22 protein-coding genes are annotated in these 22262 nt (G+C 46.2%); 14 read left to right on the plus strand and 8 right to left on the minus strand.

The features are described 5' to 3' along the window. Positions 1–36 precede the first annotated feature (36 nt). Genes JGK16_RS20020 through JGK16_RS20035 form a run of 4 tightly spaced genes read left to right on the plus strand, consistent with a single transcriptional unit; the run spans position 37 to position 1395 of the window. Positions 37–447, plus strand: coding sequence for a hypothetical protein (locus JGK16_RS20020; protein WP_293192021.1), 411 nt, complete (start codon positions 37–39; stop codon positions 445–447). Beyond that, positions 447–929, plus strand: a complete 483-nt coding sequence (locus JGK16_RS32785) for a type II toxin-antitoxin system HicB family antitoxin (protein WP_366025930.1) — start codon at positions 447–449, stop codon at positions 927–929. Before JGK16_RS20020 ends, JGK16_RS32785 begins: the two co-directional genes overlap by 1 nt. Further along, the gene (locus JGK16_RS20030; protein WP_293192023.1) at positions 916–1140 is read left to right on the plus strand and encodes a hypothetical protein; all 225 of its coding nucleotides are present in this window, start codon (positions 916–918) and stop codon (positions 1138–1140) included. The genes JGK16_RS32785 and JGK16_RS20030 overlap by 14 nt, the downstream gene beginning before the upstream one ends. A 12-nt stretch (positions 1141–1152) precedes the next feature. Beyond that, positions 1153–1395, plus strand: a complete 243-nt coding sequence (locus JGK16_RS20035; RefSeq protein ID WP_293182724.1) for a YgiT-type zinc finger protein — start codon at positions 1153–1155, stop codon at positions 1393–1395. Between the two features lie 104 nt (positions 1396–1499). On the opposite strand, the gene JGK16_RS20040 is transcribed toward JGK16_RS20035, so the two are convergent. Further along, the gene (locus JGK16_RS20040; protein WP_293192026.1) at positions 1500–1715 is read right to left on the minus strand and encodes a prevent-host-death protein; all 216 of its coding nucleotides are present in this window, start codon (positions 1713–1715) and stop codon (positions 1500–1502) included. Positions 1716–1952: 237 nt separating this feature from the next. On the opposite strand from JGK16_RS20040, the gene JGK16_RS20045 reads away from it, so the two are divergent. The 3 genes from JGK16_RS20045 to JGK16_RS20055 are packed head-to-tail and all read left to right on the plus strand — an operon-like array spanning position 1953 to position 3256. Next, on the plus strand, positions 1953–2144 hold the full coding sequence (locus tag JGK16_RS20045) for a hypothetical protein (RefSeq protein ID WP_293203365.1): 192 nt from the start codon (positions 1953–1955) through the stop codon (positions 2142–2144). Positions 2145–2163: 19 nt separating this feature from the next. Beyond that, positions 2164–2559, plus strand: a complete 396-nt coding sequence (locus JGK16_RS20050) for a hypothetical protein (RefSeq protein ID WP_293177072.1) — start codon at positions 2164–2166, stop codon at positions 2557–2559. Next, complete coding sequence (locus JGK16_RS20055; RefSeq protein WP_293177074.1) at positions 2552–3256, plus strand: hypothetical protein; 705 nt, start codon at positions 2552–2554, stop codon at positions 3254–3256. The genes JGK16_RS20050 and JGK16_RS20055 overlap by 8 nt, the downstream gene beginning before the upstream one ends. Positions 3257–3586: 330 nt before the next feature. Here JGK16_RS20055 and JGK16_RS20060 read toward each other — a convergent pair whose 3' ends face one another. The 3 genes from JGK16_RS20060 to JGK16_RS20070 all read right to left on the minus strand — a co-directional run bounded on the left by JGK16_RS20060 (position 3587) and on the right by JGK16_RS20070 (position 11945). Further along, positions 3587–4597, minus strand: a complete 1011-nt coding sequence (locus JGK16_RS20060; RefSeq protein WP_293192028.1) for an Rpn family recombination-promoting nuclease/putative transposase — start codon at positions 4595–4597, stop codon at positions 3587–3589. Positions 4598–4714: 117 nt separating this feature from the next. Then, positions 4715–5080: a hypothetical protein gene (locus JGK16_RS20065; protein ID WP_293192031.1), complete on the minus strand. Its 366-nt coding sequence runs from the start codon at positions 5078–5080 to the stop codon at positions 4715–4717. Between the two features lie 220 nt (positions 5081–5300). Beyond that, complete coding sequence (locus JGK16_RS20070; RefSeq protein WP_293192034.1) at positions 5301–11945, minus strand: translocation/assembly module TamB; 6645 nt, start codon at positions 11943–11945, stop codon at positions 5301–5303. A gap of 490 nt (positions 11946–12435) precedes the next feature. On the opposite strand from JGK16_RS20070, the gene JGK16_RS20075 reads away from it, so the two are divergent. Beyond that, positions 12436–12822, plus strand: a complete 387-nt coding sequence (locus JGK16_RS20075) for a DUF3110 domain-containing protein (protein WP_293182710.1) — start codon at positions 12436–12438, stop codon at positions 12820–12822. Here the strand turns inward: JGK16_RS20075 and JGK16_RS20080 are convergent. Further along, positions 12791–13030, minus strand: a complete 240-nt coding sequence (locus tag JGK16_RS20080) for a hypothetical protein (RefSeq protein WP_293182708.1) — start codon at positions 13028–13030, stop codon at positions 12791–12793. The two genes, JGK16_RS20075 and JGK16_RS20080, sit on opposite strands and share 32 nt — an antisense overlap. 106 nt (positions 13031–13136) lie before the next feature. Here JGK16_RS20080 and murQ point away from each other — a divergent pair, with 106 nt between their 5' ends. Further along, the gene (gene murQ / locus JGK16_RS20085) at positions 13137–14051 is read left to right on the plus strand and encodes an N-acetylmuramic acid 6-phosphate etherase (RefSeq protein ID WP_293182706.1); all 915 of its coding nucleotides are present in this window, start codon (positions 13137–13139) and stop codon (positions 14049–14051) included. Between the two features lie 394 nt (positions 14052–14445). On the opposite strand, the gene JGK16_RS20090 is transcribed toward murQ, so the two are convergent. Next, a complete protein-coding gene (locus JGK16_RS20090; RefSeq protein WP_293182704.1) occupies positions 14446–15780 on the minus strand; it encodes a CAP domain-containing protein in 1335 nt (444 codons plus the stop codon). 156 nt (positions 15781–15936) lie between these two features. Between JGK16_RS20090 and JGK16_RS20095 the strand changes: the two genes are divergently transcribed. Further along, positions 15937–16086: a hypothetical protein gene (locus JGK16_RS20095; RefSeq protein ID WP_293182702.1), complete on the plus strand. Its 150-nt coding sequence runs from the start codon at positions 15937–15939 to the stop codon at positions 16084–16086. Positions 16087–16893: 807 nt separating this feature from the next. Here the strand turns inward: JGK16_RS20095 and nblB are convergent. Next, positions 16894–17568, minus strand: a complete 675-nt coding sequence (nblB, locus tag JGK16_RS20100) for a phycobilisome degradation protein NblB (RefSeq protein WP_293182700.1) — start codon at positions 17566–17568, stop codon at positions 16894–16896. Between the two features lie 126 nt (positions 17569–17694). Then, on the minus strand, positions 17695–18156 hold the full coding sequence (locus JGK16_RS20105; RefSeq protein ID WP_293192036.1) for a CBS domain-containing protein: 462 nt from the start codon (positions 18154–18156) through the stop codon (positions 17695–17697). A gap of 367 nt (positions 18157–18523) precedes the next feature. Between JGK16_RS20105 and JGK16_RS20110 the strand changes: the two genes are divergently transcribed. The 4 genes from JGK16_RS20110 (at position 18524) to JGK16_RS20125 (ending at position 21978) form a co-directional block, all read left to right on the plus strand. Continuing rightward, on the plus strand, positions 18524–18850 hold the full coding sequence (locus JGK16_RS20110; RefSeq protein WP_293182696.1) for a (2Fe-2S) ferredoxin domain-containing protein: 327 nt from the start codon (positions 18524–18526) through the stop codon (positions 18848–18850). A gap of 135 nt (positions 18851–18985) precedes the next feature. Next, positions 18986–19270, plus strand: a complete 285-nt coding sequence (locus tag JGK16_RS20115; protein WP_293203367.1) for a hypothetical protein — start codon at positions 18986–18988, stop codon at positions 19268–19270. Next, positions 19267–20745 (plus strand): D-alanyl-D-alanine carboxypeptidase/D-alanyl-D-alanine-endopeptidase, encoded by a 1479-nt coding sequence (gene dacB, locus JGK16_RS20120; RefSeq protein ID WP_293182694.1) that lies wholly within the window; start codon positions 19267–19269, stop codon positions 20743–20745. Before JGK16_RS20115 ends, dacB begins: the two co-directional genes overlap by 4 nt. Positions 20746–21081: 336 nt before the next feature. After that, complete coding sequence (locus tag JGK16_RS20125) at positions 21082–21978, plus strand: alpha/beta hydrolase (protein WP_293182692.1); 897 nt, start codon at positions 21082–21084, stop codon at positions 21976–21978. Positions 21979–22262 lie beyond the last annotated feature (284 nt).

A 22262-nucleotide genomic window follows, 5' to 3' on the forward strand; every position in this document is an offset into this window, starting at 1 on the left:
TGTTAACTACAGATAGATTAAAGCCACTCGAATAAAATGATAGAAAAAGGTGCAAAAAGTGGCAGACCCTTCAATCCCTCGAAAGCTGGCGGAAAGATTCTCAACTTATCTTATCAAAATGTTAAAATTACTGATAAAGGGATTGGCTTAGTTGAAGCTCATGTTCGCAGATTTAATCCTGTGGGTGAAGCAGAACTAAAAATGGTAGAAAGGTTAAGAAGTATAGTCGCACAAACCCTTGTAGCTGAGCCTGTTGATTTGCGCTTCTACACTCATGAATTGCGCGAGTATCTGAGGTATAAAAAACTTGGCTATCCCACAGGACAACCAGAAAATCCCGATGAAGCTTATGAACTCTGGAACAACGCTCACACAGCGACTCTTGAGGATTATAAGTTAAAAGAAGGATTTGGCGTTTTATTTCATCCTAGCGTGGAGGACTTTTAATGCAAAACTTAACTCAATTAACTCAGCTTGAATTAGTGCTCCTTGAATTAGTAGCTAAAGGTCAAGGAAAGTGGAGTTGGTACGAACTTGCGAATGCACTTTCCCGTCGAGATGTACCGCGAGAACCTGACATGATGGTTGTCTTAAAAAAACTTGCTGCTGATGGCTTGGTTAAACGATATATCGAAACAGGTTCGCCGCGCGACAGATGGGAATTGACGAGGGAAGGGTCGATTTTGCTGACTGACGCCACCGCAAATCGGCAGCGCGAAAGTATACGTTATGCAATTGCGATTGAAAAAGCCAACAGCAATTATTCTGCTTACGTTCTAGATTTACCGGGATGTGCGGCAACAGGTACAACTCTCGAAGAGGTAGAACAGCAAATTAAAGAAGCAATAGTCTTACACTTGGAAGAGTTGCGACAAGCTGGTTCGTCTATTCCTGAACCGAGGACTTTGTGCAAATATGTTGAAGTTTAACTTAGAAACCAGATTTGTAGTTTGCATTAACAATCAAGATTATCCAGCATCCTTGGAAGTCCGAAAAATCTATCGAATCATACCGGATAATCGCGCTGCGGAACATCTATTTATCCGAGTTATTGATGAATCAGGTGAAGATTATTTGTATCCAGTTGCGTATTTCGTGCCGATTGAATTGCCGAAAGCCGTAGAAGCAGTATTTGCATAGGATAAATTAACAATGATATCTGTAGAAAAATGCCCTATTTGCAGCGGTGAAATAGTTATCAAAGAAGTCGATAAACTTTTACGGGGCGGCAAGCATACTGCTATCTTAAAAGTATCGGCTGAAGTTTGCCTAAGCTGTGGAGAACGGTTGTACTCTGTCGAAACAGTTAGGAAATTTGCCAAAATTAGACAGCAATTGCAGCGAGAGGAGACTCAAGAATTCCAAGCGATGGGGCAATCTTTTCGAGTTGGGTAAATTATAGGATCGAATTTATGGTTTGAGTCGTAGGGTGCGTCGCCTCGAAAATTCCTAAACAAAAATCGACAATCTCATAGCGACGCACCTTACCAAATACTCGATCAAATAAATGTTGGCGTAGTTAAATCTTCAAAATATTTTACTTTCCCGCGCATATCCTTAAATAATTCTTCAGTTGAAAGAGACTTTTCATACTGAGAAATTCTCACAACTGGTTTATTCCCATCCATCACTAAAATCTCTTCGCCTTCAATCTCGACAAGTTGCAATAATTCGAGTAATTGAGCGGTTAATTGACTTTTGTCAACGGTTTTCATAGGACAATAATTTGTGTTCTGTTAAAACTCTATTATATCTCAATACGATTCATTTAGAATTAGAATGCGTCAGAATAATGAGATTTTCGCTACTTTCATCACAATCTCAAAAATGACGCACGCCCGGAATAACTGTAGTTTAGACTAACTAAAGATGAGAACGGTGGCCCAAGAAGAACTAGAGCCACCGTTAAGGAGAGAATGAGGGTGAAAAATAAAAACCTATCCACTCCTTAAATGAACAGTGAACGATTAAAGGACTTTCGTCAAGAAGCATACGAGTTATTAGTACGAGGCAAGGATGCAACATTCGAGCTGATGGATGCAGTGATGACCACGCCCGAATGCAGCCTGTTTGGCGGAATTTTCGCTCAATCCATTATTCCATCGTCAATGGCCAAGCGTCTACGAGGCATTGCAAGACTGTAGACCAGACCGGAAAAAACTGATGCTGCTGTATCTGGAGCAATTACAGAAGGAAGCACCCTCAACGGAACACGTTTTAGTGGCAATCGATCATACTGCATGGGGCAGACCAGATGCCAAAACATTACAAGACAGAACCCATGAATATCACAAAGGCGTAATTATTGGACAGGGGTACAGTACAATTGCGTGGATACCCGAAGCAGAAGGAAGTTGGGCATTACCCCTACTACATGAACGAATTAGTAGTTGGTCTTCACCAATAGAAAAAGCAGCTTCCCAACTCAAACTTGTTTGTGAACAGAGCATCAATCCAGTCTTAGCAGTTTTAGATCGAGAATATGGCAATGCAAATTGGGTACTGGCGCAAGCAGATATTCAAGCTGATTGTTTAATGAGAGTCCGAAAGAATGCCTGAAGAGTGGTCAGAACCACCAGCATATAGTGGTCGCGGCAGACCACGCAAGCACGGGCAGAAAATGAGACTCAACGACCCAACCACATGGCTCCAAGCGGATACTGTGATTGAAATTGACGAACATCCAGATTTGGGACAAGTCCGAGTCACTCAATGGCTAGACTTACATTTTTATCGTGCGCCTGGACAGAGAGTCAATTTAATCCTCGTCGCAAGAATGAAGCTCATGTCAAATGGTCAGCCATTTCCACCCTTATGGTTGGCTTGGGTGGGAGAACGAACTCTCCCTCTAGAAACAGTCTGGTTCAAATATTTACGACGTTTTGGAGTAGATCATTGGTATAGGTTTGCCAAGCAACGACTACACTGGACATTGCCTAACCTGAGAACTCCCGAACAATCCGAGCGTTGGAGTGATTTAATGCCGTTGATGAGTTGGCAACTCTGGCTAGCTAGGGATTTAGTGGTTGAGAATGTATTACCTTGGCAATCTGCTACGATTAATTTAACCCCTGGACGTGTTGCTCAATCAATGTTGTCGCTTTTAGTTGACATTGGTACTCCCGCAAAAATGCCTAAACAGAGGGGAAAATCCCCTGGTTGGGAAAAAGGAAGGGTACGGACCAAGGCACCGTGCTATCCCACTGTGAAAAAACGGGTTTCTCGACGTAAAAAGTCTTCAAGATTAGTTATTTAATCTTCTCCCTCTTGAGTTTTTGAGTAACAGCTTGCCGGATATTCAAAGGCGGCTACTTTTGGCTGCAATCATTTTTTAGTCTAAACTACAGGAATAAATGGTGCGTCAGAATGAGATTTTTAGTGATAATTGAGAACTACCAAACTCATCGAGAATTTCAAAGGTGCTACAAGCCCCCGGATTTATCCGTGGAATCAATCCCAAATCGAAAATCGAAAATCCTCTCTTCCCCCGAATTTATCCGTGGGATCGCCTCTAAAATCTAAAATCTAAAATCTAAAATCGATTGACGCACCCTACCGCTGAACTACGGTATCTACAAACTGCTATTCATCCAACCGCAGAATCTAACCACGCAATTAAATCCTCTTCACTTGTAAAATCCAACAAAGCCTCTCCCAAATCATCTAACTGTGCCGCAGATAACCCCTGGATGCGAGTTTGAATTTCCATTGTAACATCACCCACCCGCCGCACAATCTGACGCATAATTAATCCTATTTCCCCCTCAATTTTACCCCTTTCGATTCCCTGTTCAATCCCTTGTTCAATCCCTTGTTCAATCCCTTGTTCAATCCCTTGTTGAAGTCCTTGTTGTATTCCTTGTTGTATTCCCCTTTGAATACCAATCTCTATCCCTTTTGTCACAGAACCTAGTTGGTCTTGGATAAACATTTCTCGCTTGTCTACATCATTTAATTCGTCGAGGGTCAAATTTGCTCGGTTGGCAATTCCCATCGCGGCATTAATCTCTGCAACTGACCCCAATGTCTCTGGTACTACTTCCAATGAGGGTGCGTTTTTCATGAAGTAAATCCATTTTTCTGGCAGGGTTTCGAGTTCATTCAATTCTTTTTTGAATTTCGGTAACTCGACAAACACTAATTTGATTTCGCAGTTGGGATAGACGAATTTCTCTTCGGCTTCTGTGAATTCAAAGTGCGAAATTAGTTTTTCGGTGTTTTCAAATAAGATGAAGTCGGTGATGGTTAAGGCAATGACTGGTTTTAATCTTAAGTAACCGTCTCCAGCTTTGAGTTGAGTAGAATAGGTTTTGGCTGCGTTGTACACGACTCGTTTTTCAAAGGCGGCGACGTTGAGTACCTGCATTTCCACAATTACGGTTTTGTTTCCGGTAATCTTGGCTTTGACATCCAGGTAGGTGTCTTTTAATCCTGTGACGCTTCCGGCTGAATAAGGGTCAATTATTTCTATTTCTTCGATTGTGGATTCTCCGTTATACAGCATTGCATTTAGGAAGCTGATTAAAATTTCTGGATGTTCTGAAGATGCGAAGATTTTTTTGAATGCAAAGTCTGTTTTGGGGCTGATGAAACGCATATAGTTATAGTTTTTCGTGAACAGCAGAGGACACTGAGGAAGATGTAGAGGTAAGAGAAAAATCTGGAGTTAGGGCGGGCATGGGCACCGCCCTTACAAATTATCTAAATTCAGCTATCAGCCTGTGGCTTCAGTAGTTGTTACAGATGACATAACTAGCTTTCCAGTTATATCCATTGTTGCCAGTTTCAACACTTCATTAAAAGCTAAACCCCGAATTTTGAGTTCCCACCGAATGCCTTTTGCTTTCATCCGCTTGGCTTTCCGCATATCAACATCCGCAGCTTTTTGATTCAGTAGCAAATGTTTCATTGCTGCTGTGGCTTCTACTTTTGTGGGATATGCAATGTAGGTGATAAATCCGCCGTCCCAGTGGTTGGCGTTGCGGATGCTGCTGATAGTCGCTACTCTCGGACTAAATCGGTTCCAGTATAAGTCGCTGTAGCCGATCGCCTGTGTGTTCACTTGGAGTTTGTTTGCCATTTGACTTAACTCCTATAACCTTGTGTGCGGGGTTTGCAGTACCGTTTTGGTTTTGCTATTTATATTATAGCAAATTAATGCGGAATGGGGAATTGGGCATTGGGCATTGGGCATTGGGAATTGGGCATCGCTGCACTGGGCATTGGGTGTAAAACTCAAGACTAAGTGCAGCGCACATCTACAAACTAATGACTCATGACTGATGACAACTGACTAATGACTAAAATCTTAATTCGTATTCGGCGGTGACGCGATTGTCTCCTTGGAAATTGGTTGAACCTCTGAGCAATATTTTGTCGTTTAAACGATACCGCACGTTGAATTCTGTTGGCTGATTTGCTGACAATACTCGAATGATTGATGCTGAAAGATTGCGGGTGATATCGGCCCCGACTTCTAAGCCTATACCGAGGGAACCTGCACCGGATGCGGCCCCTGAACTGGAACTGGCTGTTTGTCCTTCGTTTCCTCTAATTCGTGTGGGAAATAACCTAAATTCGCTCAATCCGGTGGCGTTGGTAATTACGGATTGCAGGTTGTTGAATAATCCGGCACCGGCTAAATTGGCGATCGCCAGTGTACTGTCTCCCTGTCCTAATGTTTGCACGAAACTGCCGCCTAATAGCGCTACAATCTCTGTTTGCGATCGCCCTGGAGAACTCCTCAACTCGATATTTTCGGCCAACTGGGAGGCTTTACCCTTGACTAATGCTTGAATTCGGACACTCCGCACGCTGCCGAAACTTGTCGGTTCGTCGGCTATTTCAGACGCGACAGATGTTCCTGGAGTGCGAAACCGCGAGACTTCTTGTACCGATGTTGCTAATCTCACGTCCAATGTCGGATCGAGTCCTTGTGTTGGTACAAAGGTAGCTGTTTGTGGATATCCTTTGTCAAGCTTAAACTGCGTGGTAAACAAATTCACGGCACCCGAAGTCAACCGAATCGTACCCGCAGGGCGAATATCGTCTAAAGTTCCATTCACCGTCAAAGCCCCTGTCGCCTGAAAATTCAATATCGGCGCACTCGTTACCCGCACTCCTCGGCCTAATTTCAGCGCCAAATCGTTTAATCCAACTTCAAAGGAAGGGGAAGATGTCGGCGAAGTCGGAGTCGCAGGAGAAGTAGAAACCTCAGTCGGAGTCGTAGGGGAAGATGTCGTAGTGGAAGGGGAATCGGAAGAAGCTAACCGAGTTCCGCCCCCGCCGGCGCTGGGGAGAAATACTTCGCCGTCGTACAGTTCAATTTTACCGCTCAACTGCGGCCGCAAAGCTGTGCCCCTTGCTTGGACTTGACCGACTGCGCCGCCGCGGTACAATCCTCTGAGATTCAATCCCAATTTATCTAGATTGACAGCCAAAGGATTCGCTGCATCGACATCGCCCTCCGCAAAAGGGACAGACAGCGGAATCACGCCCTGGGCTACAACTTCCCCTTTACTCAATTGTCCCCGAATTCCTTCTACCCGAATACGATCGCCCTCAAAGCGCACCGTCCCAGTCACCCCTGTCAGCGGTTCTGGGAAAGCTCTCGCCCGGACGGTTGCATTTTCAAAATTCGCAATTCCTTGCGCTACAGGCTGTTGCAGCGTTCCTCCAACGCGAATTTGCACCTGTCCCTTGCCATTAACCCAGGCAAGTTGGGGAGTTAAGACATTAATAATTGCTAATCCTTCATTCTGCAAATTCGCCCTGAAATCTATTTGATTGTTGTCGGGTTTTACCGCAGCAAAGGGTAACTCGAAAGGCAAACTTCCCTGTACTTCAATTGGTTCGGTTTGAGTTACCAAAGCGCTGCCTCCAAAATTCAGGCGGGCGTTGCTATAACTGAAACTGCTGTCGGCTTTTTTAATCGGTTCTCCGTTTAGCGTCCCGTCCAGCAAACTTAATTCGCCGGTGGCTTGCGGATTTTCTAAACTTCCGGCTAAGTTTGCCCGCAAATTTAAGTTTCCGGTTACGTCTACAAAGGGTAATTCGATTAGTTTTGCTAACTCTTCTACGGGTACATTTTCTACCCGCAACTGCCCGGATTGAGCTTTCTGTCCGAGTTGTCCCGAAAATCCGATCGCACTTTTGCCCGATCGAATTTCCAGCGGCAACACGGTTAAAATTCCGTCCTGAAAACTGCCTTCAATGCTAAACTGTTCGGCGACATATTTTCCCCACTGCCAATTATCGCCTTTGACGTTAAATTGAGCTTGCACGCCTGTTCGCAGAGAACCTGCGACTGCAATTTCGCCACCAAAAGTTCCCTGCAATTGAGATAAGGCAGGCAATTTTTCCGATGATTTCACAGCTTGCTGCTGCTGCAAGATTACTTCGATTTCTGCCAAGCGGCGCAACTGTTCGATTAACGGCGCTTCCGGTTCTCCGACTGCGACTGTTTTCACGTCACCGCTGTTACCGTAAACGGGAGGTTTCAAGCCTCTCGCGAAATCTCCTAAATTGAAATACCGCAAAGCTGCTAAAACTTGCTGCAAATTCCCCTGCTGGATGTTAACTTTCCCGGCAAATTCGGGGTTTGCGCCTGCTTTGACGTTACCGGAAATGGAGTATTGACCGGTACCTTGCCGGAAGATGCCGTTTGTGAGAGTGGCGCTGCCGTTAGCATAGCTGAATTCGGCTTGGAAACTGTCACCTTTAATGTAGCCGATCGCCGGTTGGGCGATCGCAATTTGTCCGTTGGCTTGCAAAGTCGCTGGATTTAACGGCATCTTCCAACCGGGCACGTTGACTTGTCCTGAAACAGTACCGGTTATCGGCCCCAAACCTGCCTCTTCTCCCGGTGAGAGATTCAATGCAGCCAGCGGGAAATCGCTTAAATTTACTCGCAAAGTTTCGCCCTCAGCTTGGCCGCGGGCTACCGATTCCCCGCGTTTAACTAAGAATGATGTCGGCAGAAACGACTGATTTAAAGCGACTTCGATTTTGTCTTGGGGGCCAGCCAAACGCAAATCTACACTTTTATCGGAACTCGCCGTCACTTTTCCCGCCAGTACCGAGTCAAAAGCGACTTGATTTACTGCTAAATTCCGCACTTCCACGTCGCCAACTAAACTCAGGGCGGCCAATGTTCCGGTGAGGCGCCCCGTGAAATCGACATTGCCGCGCACAGGCTGATTTTTCTCTGAAGACTTTTTGGCACCCATGGGTGTCAAAAATGCCAACTGTTCTGCTGGCAAGGCTTCCAGGTTAAAGTTGGAGAGTTTTACATCCAAATCTAGATTGGAAATTGACGGTAATCCTTTCCCAGCTAACTCAACGCCGACAAATCCGCTGGCTGTCAAACCGCGAGTTGCAGCTTTTTCTACTTCTATCCGTTTGCCATCCCAGTTAAATATTGCATCAAAAGGTTGTTTGAGAAAGGGCAATTCCGAGATGCGGAAACTGCCGCCGGCGCGAACATTTTGCGGGGAAGCAGCAGCAATCGGGCCGGATAAATCAACATTCCCGTTAAATAGTCCCCGCAGTAGGGGGAGATTTTGGGCTTGGGAGACTAAACCGCTGCCTTGCAAGCTTTGCCGCTGGGCTTCAAAGGCTTTCTGGAAGCGACTTAGGGCAATTTGGTCGCCTTCAATTGACGCGCGCCAATTCCCCGATTGTGCGCTACCTTTGGCGTTGACAACTCCGCCACCGTTGGCGAGTCGAATTTGTCCGTCGCCGTTGGCTGTGATGCCGTTGGCGGTTAAATTATCTGTATTTCCCACTATTCTGATTTTGCCGTCGAGGGTTCCGGCAATTTCTCGCGGTAAATTGGTTGTCAGCAAACCTGTTTGTTTGAGGGTTTGTTCTAAATTGCTGACTGTAACTCCGTTGGTTGCTAGCGATGCTTCCAAGTTGCCGTTTTCCAATTTTGCCGTAGTATCGATCGCCCCGAGTCGATCGACCAAAATCCGTCCTTCTCCACTAGCACGAATTCCTTTAGCTGTCAAATTATCCAAACTTCCCGCTGCTTGGTATTGGCCGTTAACTCTGCCGTCAAATCCTTTAGGCAAAGTCGCCGTGAGAGTAAACAGTTGGAGATTGCGGACTGTTTTTTCTAAGCGACTGAGAATAACTCGATCGAGATCCGCAACAGCTTGCCATTGTCCAGCATCTAATTTTCCCTTAAAATCAACCGTACCGTCGGCAATATTTAATTTGCCACTGCTGTTAACAGAAACATCGGCGACGCTTGATTTGTCAAGACTTCCCGCCGCTTGAATTTGATTCGATATTTGTCCGTCAAGCGATTTTAGATTTTGAATTTTGGATTTTAGATTGCTATATTGTTCTTGCTTTTCGGGATTGAATGCCGAAGCCACATCTAACAGCGGCAATCCTAAATTTACCAGGCTGCTGATAGAAGTGCGATCTGTTTCTGCGGTTCCTTGCCAATTTCCCGCTGCCAATTCTCCTTTGAAATTGACATTGTTGCCGCCCAGATTGAGTTTGCCGCTACCGTTGAGATTAATTGCGCTAGCCGTCAAATTTTCCAGACTTCCAGAAGCTGTAAATTGACTCGATAACTGGCCGTCGATCGATTTTAGATTTTGGATTTTAGATCTTAGATTGCTATCTGGTTGATTTTCGGGATTGAATGCGGAAGCCACATCTAAAATCGGGAGTGTCAAATCTACTAGACGGCTGATGGAAGTGCGATCTGTTTCTGCGGTTGCTTGCCAGTTTCCGTCTGTCAATTCTCCTTTGAGATTGACACTGCTGTCGGCAATATTGAGTTTACCGTTGGTGCTAAGATTGATGCCACTAGCGGTTAAATTGTCAAGATTTCCCGCCGCCTGAAATTCTCCGGCTAGCTGTCCGTCAAGAGATTTTAGATTTTGGATTTTGGATTTTAGATTGTCGAGATTGGCAGAATTTGCGATCGCCAAAAATGGCAAGCCAATATCAAGTAAGGGATTGATGGCAACTTTTTCGGTTTTGCCAGAAGCTTGCCAGCGGCCTGATTCTAGTTTGGCATTAACATCAACAATACTATCAACAACATTCAGCGTTCCTTTGCCGCTAGCATAAATACCATTTAAACTCAAATCGTCCAGAGTTCCTGCAACTTCGGCGGTGCCGCTGAACAAACCTGCTAATTCTGGAGGTAAATTAAGTCGGGGAATCAGTGGCTGCAAACTTTTGACTGCCACGCGATCGCCCTTGATTATAGCTTCCCACTGACGGTCTTGGATCGCCGCATCCACATTCACCGTAGCATCGCCAATTTTGACAACGGTATTTTGCAAATCCGCCGTATTACCTCCGGCGCGAATTTCGCCGCTAGCCGGAAAAGTCCCTTGTGGTGCTTGCCATTTAGCTCTAGCTTGGATATTATTTAACGGCCCGAAAACTTGAGCTTTGGCGGACACACTGCCAATTTTAACAGCAGCGGGAATCGGGAGAGCGTAAATTTGGGCGATCGCATCTGCGGGCAGATTTTCCGCTTGCAAATCGAACACCAAACCCGATCGCGAATTCTCACTTCCCAACGTTATATCGACTTCACCTTTGCCACCAATTTTACCGCCCGCCGCCGGCACAACTAATATATCGCTCAATGTCAAAGCTAAAGAGGACAACGGCACAGTTGACGGTGGAGAATTCGGCGTTGGAGTTTGAGCTGTTCTCCCGCGTTCCAATTTAAAGTTAGTGCTAATATTGTTTAATTGCAGGCGATCGACTGTAGCGGGTTTTGTCGAGGCGATCGTACCTGAGAGCACTGGATTTGCAACGGTTCCAGTCAGCTTAGCATCCGCCTTAACTTCTCCGGCAACTGCGATCGGCAATAGAACTTTCTGCCCTAACTCTGCCTCCACCGCACTGACAATACTTGCCACAGCTACCGGTTGCACGTTAGTTATCAGATTGAAACTCGCTTGTTCGGTATTAAAATTAGTTCCAGTCGCAACGGTTCCGGCTATTTGAACGGGAATTAAACCGTAATTACCTGTGAGAGTATCGACAATTAAATTAGTTCCCTGAAACCGCAATTGACCGCTACCATTTTGGATAATCTGTTTCAGCGGTTTGATACTTGCTTGCACTCCAGCAAAACTCGCCGTTCCTGTAATTCCAGATAATTTATTATCTCGCACTTGCACGGTTAAATTGCTATTTGCCAGACCTTTTTGTAGAGAAATTCCGGAAACTTTCAGCAAGCGAGTGATGTCGGACAAAGGTAAGTTTTGCGATTGCAGTAGCACGTTAGTTTGAGCCGCAGGCAATAGAGAGTCTGCTTTAACTGCAAAATTGTCATTATTGGTAAACTGACCGTTAAGTTCGTAGAGAACGCGCTGATTTTGCTCGCGAAACAAAGCGCTGCCATTTTTGAGAGTTACCGAAATCGGCGCCGAAGTTTTCTGTCCGACTTCGGGACTAGGCACTAAAACTGCACCGGCATTTTCAACTCGAATTGCTTCAATTTCCGTTTTAAATAAACCCGCAGGTTTTTTGTCCTGGGTGGGAATATCAACCCAGCGGCCTTCTGCATCCTGTTCGATATAAGCGCTAGGTTTAACTAAGGTAATATCTAATTTGAGAGTGCGGCTAAACAGCAGCGGCCAAATTGAAAATTTCACTTCCACTGCTTCTGTGGAAGCGTAATCTGGATCGATCGCAGTTGCAGGTACAGTCGATCGACCAAACCGCAACCCGATCGGAGAAAATCGCTCCAAACGTCCGATTTGCACTGGCCGCTTCAATGTCTGACTGACCTCAGAGGCCACCAAAGGAGCTAACTTTTTCTGCACCCACTCCCGTGCGGCTACCGCCCCAACCAGGCCGAGAATGCCCACTCCCGTACCGCTAAGCAGCAAGATACGCCACCAGTGGCGCCCAGAACGGGGTGCGAGTTGTTTTTTGTCATCGTCCGAGTTAGTCATGCTTATTTCTCAAGGTTGTGAGAATTCAGGAATTGAGGAAATCAGCCGGTTTGAGAGAGGAAGAGGAAAGAGGGGGAGAAAGGGAGAGGGGGAGGGGGGGAGGGGGAGAGGGGGAGGGGGAGAGGGGGGATTTGACGAGTTTTGGTCGAGAATTGAAATATACAATTTAGTAGTAGAGCGGAAAAATTCTGGGATTCTGACGAAGGCTTTCTGTCTTTGCTAGACTCATAACTGAGCTTGGAAGTGCCGATCGCACAATGAAACTTCAATATTCACCCCCTCCTATGTCGCACAGACTCCAGAAATCTTTACCAAACTTAATCTAAAATCGTCACACCTCGTACAACCGACAGTCAATCTAAAATCTAAAATCTACAATCGCCACACCTCGTACAACAGACAGTCAATCTAAAATCTAAAATCTAAAATCTAAAATTGCCCGATCGCTTCTAAGATAAAAAAACGGTGGTTAAGAAGGTCTTTAAAACTTATGCGAGTGTTCGTCTTACTCTTCAATGCCCGCACCGAGAATGAGGGAATTCACACCATTCAACTCGGCGATCGCAACAAAGTTCTGATGTTTGAGTCAGAAGACGACGCCACACGCTTTGGCGTGATGTTGGAAGCTCAGGATTTTCCCGAACCCGCTGTCGAGGCGATCGACGATGAGGAAATTAAGGAGTTCTGCGACAGTGTTGATTATGATTGGGAACTTGTGCCGGCGGGCGCACTAGCGATTCCGCCAGAAGACAATGTAACACAGACTCAGTGGCAGGCAGAGGGGCAGTCGGAACCGGAGTCACAGCCGGAGTCGGATTCTGAGGTTTCTCAAGACGAACTGGATTCTATGCGCCGCCGACTCGAAGGACTTTTGTGAAAGTCAGTTGGCAGTTGGCAGTTGGCAGTTGGCAGTTGACAGTTGACAGTTGACAGTTGACAGTTGACAGTTGGCAGTTGGCAGTTGACAGTTGGCAGTTGACAGTTGACAGTTGGCAGTTGGCAGTTGGCAGTTGACAGTTGGCAGTTGGCAGTTGGCAGCAGTCAGTAGTCAGTAATCGGTAGTCATTAGTAGACTTGAATTGCATTCATTCGCCTCAAGATTTGAAAGGTATCTGCGTTTATCTGCGTTTATCTGTGGTTTTCCTCTAAATCAATGACCAATGACCAATGACCATTAATAACTGACAAAAAATGAAGAATTTGGAAGAACGGGGGCATCTGCTGACGGAACAGGTGAATGCCAACAGCGCGAATTTAGACCAACTTAGCTCGATCGAATTGGTGGACTTGTTCAACGCAGAAGACGCCCAAACCTTAAATGCGATCGCCCGTGCCCGCGAACAGTTAGCCCGGGCGATCGACATTGCTGCCGAATCTCTACGTCAAGGAGGCCGCCTATTTTACGTCGGTGCGGGCACTTCCGGGCGTTTGGGGGTACTCGATGCCGCCGAGTGTCCCCCCACCTTCTGCACGCCGCCAGAACTCGTACAGGGCATAATTGCCGGGGGTGCGGGGGCTTTGGTGCGGAGTTCGGAGGATTTGGAGGATCGGGCTGAAGATGGCGCTGAGTCGATCGCCCACCGTCACATTAACAATCTCGATGTGGTTGTCGGGATTACGGCTGGGGGTACAACGCCCTTTGTAGCGGGTGCTTTACACGCGGCGCGCCAGCGGGGGGCGAAAACAGTGTTTATCGCCTGCGTACCCGTCGAACAGGTGAATTTTGAGGCTGATGTGGATATTCGGTTGTTGGTTGGCCCGGAGATAGTCGCGGGTTCGACGCGCTTGAAAGCTGGTACTGTGACAAAAATGGCTTTGAATATTCTTTCGACTGGCGTAATGGTCAAGCTGGGGAAGGTTTACGGCAATCGGATGGTTGATGTGGCGGTGACTAATAAGAAATTGCGCGATCGGGCGGTACGGATGTTACAAGATTTAACTGATTTGGGCCGGGATGAAGCGGGTTTTTTGTTGGAAAAAAGCGGCAAGTCTGTAAAATTAGCTTTGATGATGCACTGGACTGGTTTGGAGAAGCAAGAGTGCGATCGAATTTTGGGCGAGTTTCAAGGGAATTTGCGATCGGCAGTAGCATCAATACAATTGTAGATTTTTGCGATCGTAGGGTGCGTCGCCCCAGAAAATTCCTCACCTTGCATACCGAAAATCTCAAAGCGACGCACCTGTTGTTAGGCGAATTTCAAGGCAATTTGCGATCGGCTGTAGCATCAATACAATTGTAGATTTTACGTGAATACGAGAAGAATACTCGGCGGTTGAAACCGCGTCTACAGACACGAAGTCCGCCTCCGCGGACTGAAGAAAGAAGAATACGAGAAGACTCGGCGGTTGAAACCGCGTCTACACACACGAAGTCCGCCTCCGCGGACTGAAGAAAGAAGATTAACTCGTTCTTGTCGCTGTACCTGGTAACGAGTAATCTTCAACCCGCGAAGGCGGGTTTAGTTTGTATAGACGCGGTTTCAACTGCCCGATCTACTTCCTAAATTGCACTCACAAAAACAGAAGATGTAAGCTGACTTTGACTTACACCCTGCACGATACCCAAATAATTAGCCCCCGACTTAATCGCCGTAGAAGCGCTGATTGCACCTCCATCCAACTTCAAACTCACAGCTTCAAAAGTCAAGTTGGCAAATCCGATCCCGTCGGTTAAACCAATCTTATCCCCGGCGACAAAATCGGTAATCACATCGGCACCAACTAAGGTAGCCGAAACAGACAAACCACCCGCCAGAATAAACGTATCATTACCAGCACCGCCGGTCAGAATGTCTTGCCCGCGATCGCCCCCCAGCAAATCATCGCCGTTACCGCCAATCAAGATATCATTTTCCTTGCCGCCCCGGAGAGTATCGTTGCCATCTCCTCCGATCAGTCGATCGTTATCATTGTTGCCGCTGATAAAATCATTACCAGCACCGCCATCAATTAAATCCGAATCTTTACCGCCGGATAAGATGTCATTACCACCTGCGCCGTTAATTGTATCCGCGCCTTGCATTCCATTAATCGTATCAGCGCCTGCTCCTCCAGTGAGATTGTCTTTCCCGGAAAGGGCAAAAATTTGCAATCCCACAGCGCTGGCAGGTATTTGAGTATCAGCAGCATCTGATAGGAAATAATTGCCACCGCTGGCTATATTCTTGGGTGCTGTCGTCGGGGTGCCGTCCCCTGTAGCATTGGGTATTGGGGAAGTAATGGAGACTAATGTGCTGGGTGTAGGAGTTGGAGTTGGAGTTGGTACGGGAGTTGGTGTGGGAGTTGGAGTTGGAGTTGGTGTGGGAGGTGGTGCGGGATTGACACTACCATCAAGGGAAGTAGCAAAAACTTGCGTCCAATAGTGATTGTAATTGACGCTGCCAGTATCGTTGGCTAGGAAATAGTAACCAATGCCAATCTCTTTCAGATTCGGATTAAGAATGTTAGCTCGGTGGCCGCTGCTGTTCATCCATGATGATACAACTTGGTCGGGTGTAGACGATCCCGCAGCGATATTTTCTGCTGCCGAGCTGAATTTATAGCCCGTTGCAGTAATCCGATTTCCCATTGACGAACCATCTTTTCCGGTGTGATCGAAAAAGTCTTGCACTGCCATGTTTTGGGTGTGATTTTGCGCCGCATTCAACAACTGAGTATTTAAGGTTAGGGGGGACAAACTCAATTTGCTGCGCTCTATGTTCGTAAGTTCTAAAACTTTATAAATAAAGTTTAGATTGGTTGTGGCTGGTGCGGGTTGTGACAGTTGAGAAGCCGATCGCTCTCCTGTTAAAATGTCCGCAGACTGAGAATCGGAATTTTGTAGTTGTTCAAGCATGGGGATGATAAAAATGTTTAAGACTGGGCTGAGCTGGTAGATGGCTTACCGTCTTAACGATAATTTCCCCGATCGCAGGCTGGGCAGGCTTCAACAATTGTCTTAATCCCTGCCACTGTTGTATCTATTGTTATTATACCTATTCTTCAACTGCGGATGTCAATATCCGGACTCTGGTTGAAAAAAGCCAAGAGTGCGATCGCCCGTGGAATCAATACAACCGAGATTCCGCAGCCACGAGCGCGTCACGCAGAACAATTACCCACAACATTATTTTTAAAGTCATTTATTATACTTGCTTTTTAAGGTTTAACCGTTAATATACGTACAACAATACAATTTATAGCGGTTCTCAAAAAAAGTGAGGTATGCCCCATGCCCTAAGTATCGCTCAAAGATCGGCTCGCATCTGGATCGAGGTACGTAGTTGCGCTTAAGCGCTCTTTATAATATTAGGAAAGAGCGCTTAAGCGCAACTACGTACCTAACTTGTCTGACGACAATAAAACCGCCCTGTGCGGAATCTGAGATAGAGCTTGAGATTTGAGATTTTTCCTGATTAGCTTAACAGACGGGAATCCCCACACTATACCGATCGAAGGTTAGTGTGGGATGAGAGGCGTGTGAGACTCCGATTCCACCTGTCCATAATCTCAAAGCGCAGCTTTGAGCAGTGGGCGGGTGGATGACGAGATGAACAAAAGTTCAATAGTCGTGGTAAAATACTTAGATCTTGGATCAAAGAATAACAATCTGGGTCTAAGTCCAAAAAATTCAGGTGACAAGTGGGGCGGGACGTGTTCCTCACTATAAAACGCCGTAAAGGGAAACCATTGGAGTCCGCGGGAAGGAAGATCTCGATATCCTTAACAGGACTCAGATGCCTACAATATACCGCTTGCGGTTGATGTAGGAGCGTCACTAAGGTTCATATTGCGCGCCCAGTTCGCGGGCTGGGGGCTAGAAACCCGGTTTCTTCGAGTTTTGCGTTTAGTTACGAAAAATCTACGAAGAAACCGGGTTTCACTCTTGTTAGCGATCGCGCGCCAACTAATTTTTTAGTAGAATCCTCACAAAAAATTCTCAATTAATTCAAAATTCACCGCTCAAAACTCACAATTTCAAAATATTATCTTGTCCGACTTTAGCCTCCTGAGACACTTGCTCAACCTCATCTTTGGCAAGAATTTCCAAAGCTGCATCTGCTTCGACACCGCCCAACCGCCCCAAAGCTTGGGCGACTCTATAACGAATCTGCCAATCTGCATTGGAAGCGTAGGGAAGCAGCAGCGGCAGGGCCCGTTTATCCCCTAATTCTCCTAATGCACTGATGGCAATAGTTTGGATCAATTCGTTTTCAGAACCCAGGGCATTTTCTAACATCGGAAATGCTTTTGGATCGCCCATTTCTCCCAAAGCTGCGACGATGCTGAGTTGCACCAACCATTCAGATGTACTGCTGTAAACTTGCTGCAAATCTTCTAAAGCAGCGGTTAATTTCAAGGCGCCCAAAGCATCGGCTGCGGCTGCTTGCACGTCGGGTTCGGGATCGTTTCGCAAGCTGTGAAGCAGTACCTCTAAAGCGTTCGGCAGATTTTGCTCGCCGAGGGTTGACATTTGGCTGACGGCTGCGTATCTAACGCGGACGTTTTTGTCGCCGATCGCAATTTGAATCAAATTATAGGCGATCGCTGGTTCTAGCTGCCGCAGTTGGTTGACAGCCCGCAACCTTTCGCCAAAATCCTCGGAATTTAGCAATTGTTCGACAGATTCAGGGGTAATACTCATGCGATTTTAAAATTGGTAATTGGTAATTGGTAATTGGTAATTGGTAATTGGTGATTGCCAAAAGCTTAGAGATTGAAGGAGCGATCGGCTCATTGTCTGATACAATCCTTCAACTGAAACAGTTAATTAAGACTGGGCCGCCATCCATCGGATAATATCTCCCCTAGTGAGGATGCCGATTACTTTGCCAGCACTATCGACTACCGGCAATCGGTGGATGCTGCGATCGTGCATTAGTTTGGCTGCTGCTTGGACAGATTTGTCTGGTTCGATGGTAACGGGTTCTTGACTCATCGCTTCTCCTACTGTTTGCCCTAAAGCCTTGTGGAGTTCTCGCTCGTAACGCGAGGGATTTTCTAGATAAATCACGCTGTCGAGTACCATGATGTAAGCGGGCGGAGTAACGCCGGTTTCCCGCCACATCAAGTCGGTTTCGGAGATGACTCCTACCAATAAACCATTCTCATCTACAACGGGAAGGCCGCTAATACGGCGATCGGCTAAAATTTTAATCGCTTCGTTTAAGGGCGTTTCGGGGCGCGCCAAAATCGGATCGCGACTCATCACATCGGCTACTGTTTTGGGCATGATTGGCGGTTGATTTAGTTGTTGCTCTACATCCGATCATATAGGGAAAGCGTGACACAGACTGAAGAAAAGCAGCCGGGGAGAAGGGATTCGTGACAAGCTAGAAGGACTCAAATAGTTTGAATGCCAGAATTTATCAAGGTTTTTGCGATCGCACTCACGAATTCTGCCGTTTGTCAGTCAAGCGCGCGGGCGATCGACCTGACAACATTGTTAAAATATGTTAAACAGCAGATATCCCAACCGTGCCCGACGATGAGGAAGTTCTTAATTTCCAAAATCCCTACCGAAGATTCCCTCTTCCTTCTTCCCCCTTCCTTCTTCCCTCTTCCTTCTTCCCTCTTCCTTCTTCTATAAATTCTTAGCGATGCCAGAATCTACCGCCGCAGAAGCAGATACCCAACCAGAAACGCGCTGTGTATTAGTTTGCCAGTATCAATCTTGCCTGAGACATGGTTCAGCAGCAGTGCTAGCTGCCTTTGAAGCCCAACCAGTCGCAGGAGTAAAAGTTGAAGCTTCTAGCTGTCAGGGACAGTGCAACACGGGCCCGACTGTGCGAGTCACCCCAGACCAAATTTGGTATTGTCGAGTTAAACCGAGTGATGTAGAGTCGATCGTGGAACAGCACCTCAAAGGCGGAAAACCTGTAGAGGCGCTGTTCAATCCGAGAATTCATATGCGTTATTATTATTAGTCTTGACTCGGTGATTTTTATAAGATATGTTTGCATCTAATTTGGACTTTTCTCTTAAGTCTTTGATTGGTGGTTAACCGCAGATTTAAAGCAGATAAGCGCAGATGAACGCAGATATTTTTCGGGTGCATCTCAATGCAAGCGAATATATCCGTAGGGGCGAAGCATGACCGCAGTCAATATGAGATGATAACTAATAACTTATATGCGGTCATGCTTCGCCATTTTTTAGAGAGAAATACGATTTTGATAAAAAGTATTTTGAATGGCGATCGCACCTCTTGCAAAAATACCTGGAACGGGCAAGATGCCCGTTCCACAAGAAAAGATTTTTTTGGTGGGACGGGCTTCTTGCCCGTCCGAAAATTTGATTTAAAGGACTTTTCTAAGAAGTCTATTGTGATGGAAGTGATGCTTTGAGAATTAAAGGAATTGCGGTTAGTTTGTTAGTCCTAATTTTGGGGCGCACGTCGGCGGTAGTCGCTCAAACGTCTGCGGTGGCTGGGGATATTTGTCCTGGGGAATTGGGGGCGAAGGTAGATGCGATCGCCAATCGTGCTGAATTTAGCCGATCGCGCTGGGGCATTTTGATTCAACCGCTATCATCTGCGGCGACTCTCTACAGCCGTGACGCCACCAAATATTTTATTCCAGCATCCAATGTCAAGCTGCTAACCACAGCGGCTGCTTTGCAGAAACTCGGTGCCGATTTTCGGATTAAGACATCGGTTTACAGCGGCGCAAATGGGAGTTTGTATGTTGCCGGTAGGGGCGATCCGAGCCTTGCAGAGGCTCAGTTGAAGGACTTGGCACAGCAGTTGAAACGTCGTGGAGTCGATCGCATAAATGAGTTGATTGGCGATGACAGCTATTTTCAAGGCAGTGCAGTCAATCCGAATTGGGAATGGGAAGACGCCCAAGCTGGCTATGGCGCGCCGGTTAACAGTTTAATTTTCAATCAAAACGCGATCGAGCTTGTTTTGTCCCCACAGGCGATCGGGCAACCTCTGAAAGTCACTTTTGCCGAACCAAAGTTAGCCAATCAGTGGCAAATTCTGAACAATTCAGTCACAGTCTCTCAAAACGAATCGGAGTTTATTGAAGTTGGCAGGGAGTTCGATCGGCCTGTCATTCGAGTTGGCGGGCAGTTGAAAGTTGGTGCGGAATCTGAATCAGCTTATGTCGCAGTTGTCAATCCCGCTAATAATTTTTTACAGCATTTTCAGCAAGTTTTAGTGGCTGAGGGAATCCCTGTCAAACAAGCTTTGGTTGCCCCTGTTCCTCGCAATTTAAATCAGGAATTAGCGTTTGTTGAATCGCCACCGCTGGCCGAATTGGTGAAAGAAACTAATCGGGAAAGCAACAATCTTTATGCAGAAGTTTTATTGAGATTGTTGGGAAAAGTCACAGGCTCCATGCCTGTTTCACAAGCAGTCACAGGCAAGATGCCTGTGCCACAAGAGGATACAGGTGAAATTGGTTTGAAGGAGTTAAAAATAGCTTTAACTCAATTAGGTGTAAATCCAAACAGCTACATATTAGCCGACGGTTCCGGACTTTCCCGCCACAATTTAATTAGTCCAGAAGCCTTGGTGCAAACTTTGAGATTGATGGCGAATTCACCTACTGGATCTATCTACCGCGCATCACTGCCCGTGGCTGGCGATAGCGGTACTTTGAAAAATCGCATAAACTCTACACCAAACCGCGTAATTTTGCAAGCAAAAACTGGAACTTTGAGCGGAGTTTCGGCGCTGTCGGGATATATCGAAGTTCCCAATTACGAGCCGCTGGTGTTTAGTATTATCATCAATCAATCCGATCTGTCTGCTTCAAAAATGCGATCGGCAACGGACGAAATTGTGCTATTATTAAACCGCCTGCGCCGCTGTTAAAACCACAGATTTAAGGTGAGAAAGTTTATCTAAGTAGTTACACCTAAAAAACAAGACGTTAAACAGTTGACAGTTGACAGTTGACAGTTGAGTGCGAAGTGATAAGAACATAGATTTAAACTCCGTTCTTATCACAATCTGCCGACCTGAGTAAGGGCTTCAAACCCTTGCTATTCGGCGAAAAACTCTACAAGTTTTAAGTTTAATGAGATTGCAGCGGCGGGGATCGAAAAGCAGCTAGAATAAAAACAGAAGAATTAAAACCATTGGGCTGTTTGAACCTGCTATCAGTCGGCGAGTTCTGTACAGCCCGAAAATAAGTCTAACTTTCCAACTATGAAGTCTTTAGATTCCGAACAGCAACACATCTTTGTCGAAACCAACAACATCCGCTTGCACTGCGTTTCCCAAGGAGAAGGCGAGCTCGTGATCCTCCTGCACGGGTTTCCTGAGTTTTGGTACTCTTGGCGCCATCAAATTCCTGCCTTAGCGCGTCATTTTAAGGTTGTGGTGCCGGATTTGCGGGGCTACAACGATTCGGACAAGCCGGAAAGCGGTTATGATTTGGATACGCTGAGTGCTGATATTCGCGGTTTGATCGATCGGCTGGGCTATACAAAAGCGCACATTGTCGGTCACGATTGCGGTGGTGCGATCGCGTGGCATTTAGCTCAAAAATTCCCCGAAAAACTCAACCGCTTGGCAATTTTAAACGCTCCGCACCCGCAGCGATTCGTGCAGGAAATGGCAAGCAATTTAGACCAACTCCGCCGCAGTTGGCACATTTTGGCATTTCAAGTTCCCGGTATCCCCGAATGGTTGATCCGGCAAAATTTGAAAGATTTTGTGCAAAATATCTTGCAAGGACAAGCTGTTCGCAAAGGAGCTTTTAGCGCTGAGGAAACTCAGATTTATCAAACCGCTTTAGAAAAGCCAGGAGTGTTAGCGGCGGCGATGAATTATTACCAGCAGATGTTTCACCCGCAGCGTCTTTGGCATTGGGGGCAGAAGTTAGATCCTGTGACAGTGCCTACTTTGGTGCTTTGGGGAGAAGAAGATGCGTTTTTGAGCCACACACTTGTAGAAGGTTTGGATCGGTTAATTAGCGCTCCGTTTAAGTTAAAATTAATCCCTAATTGTGGTCACTGGATTCAGCAGGAAGCGCCGCAAACGGTGAATCGAGAATTGCTGAATTTTTTGAGAAATTCTTCTCGTTCTTTGGCTTTGGCATAAAAGGTTTTAAATATTGCAAATAAAAACCCGGTTTCACACGGAAACTGGGTTTTTATTTTTCTCCGAGTATGTCTGTAGGGTGCGTCAATCGATTTTAGATTTTAGATTTTAGATTTTAGATTTTAGAGGCGACCCCACGGATAAATTCGGGGGAAGAGAGGATTTTCGATTTTCGATTTGGGAATCATGTGGCGGGTACCATCAAGAAATTCGCTTGTCAGTAGAGAATTTCTGAGTTACCAGAGAATTAAATCAGGCTGACGCACCCTACTATAGCCTTTCTC

Source organism: Microcoleus sp. PH2017_09_SFU_O_A (genome assembly GCF_020738625.1).
Classification (GTDB): Bacteria; Cyanobacteriota; Cyanobacteriia; order Cyanobacteriales; family Microcoleaceae; genus Microcoleus.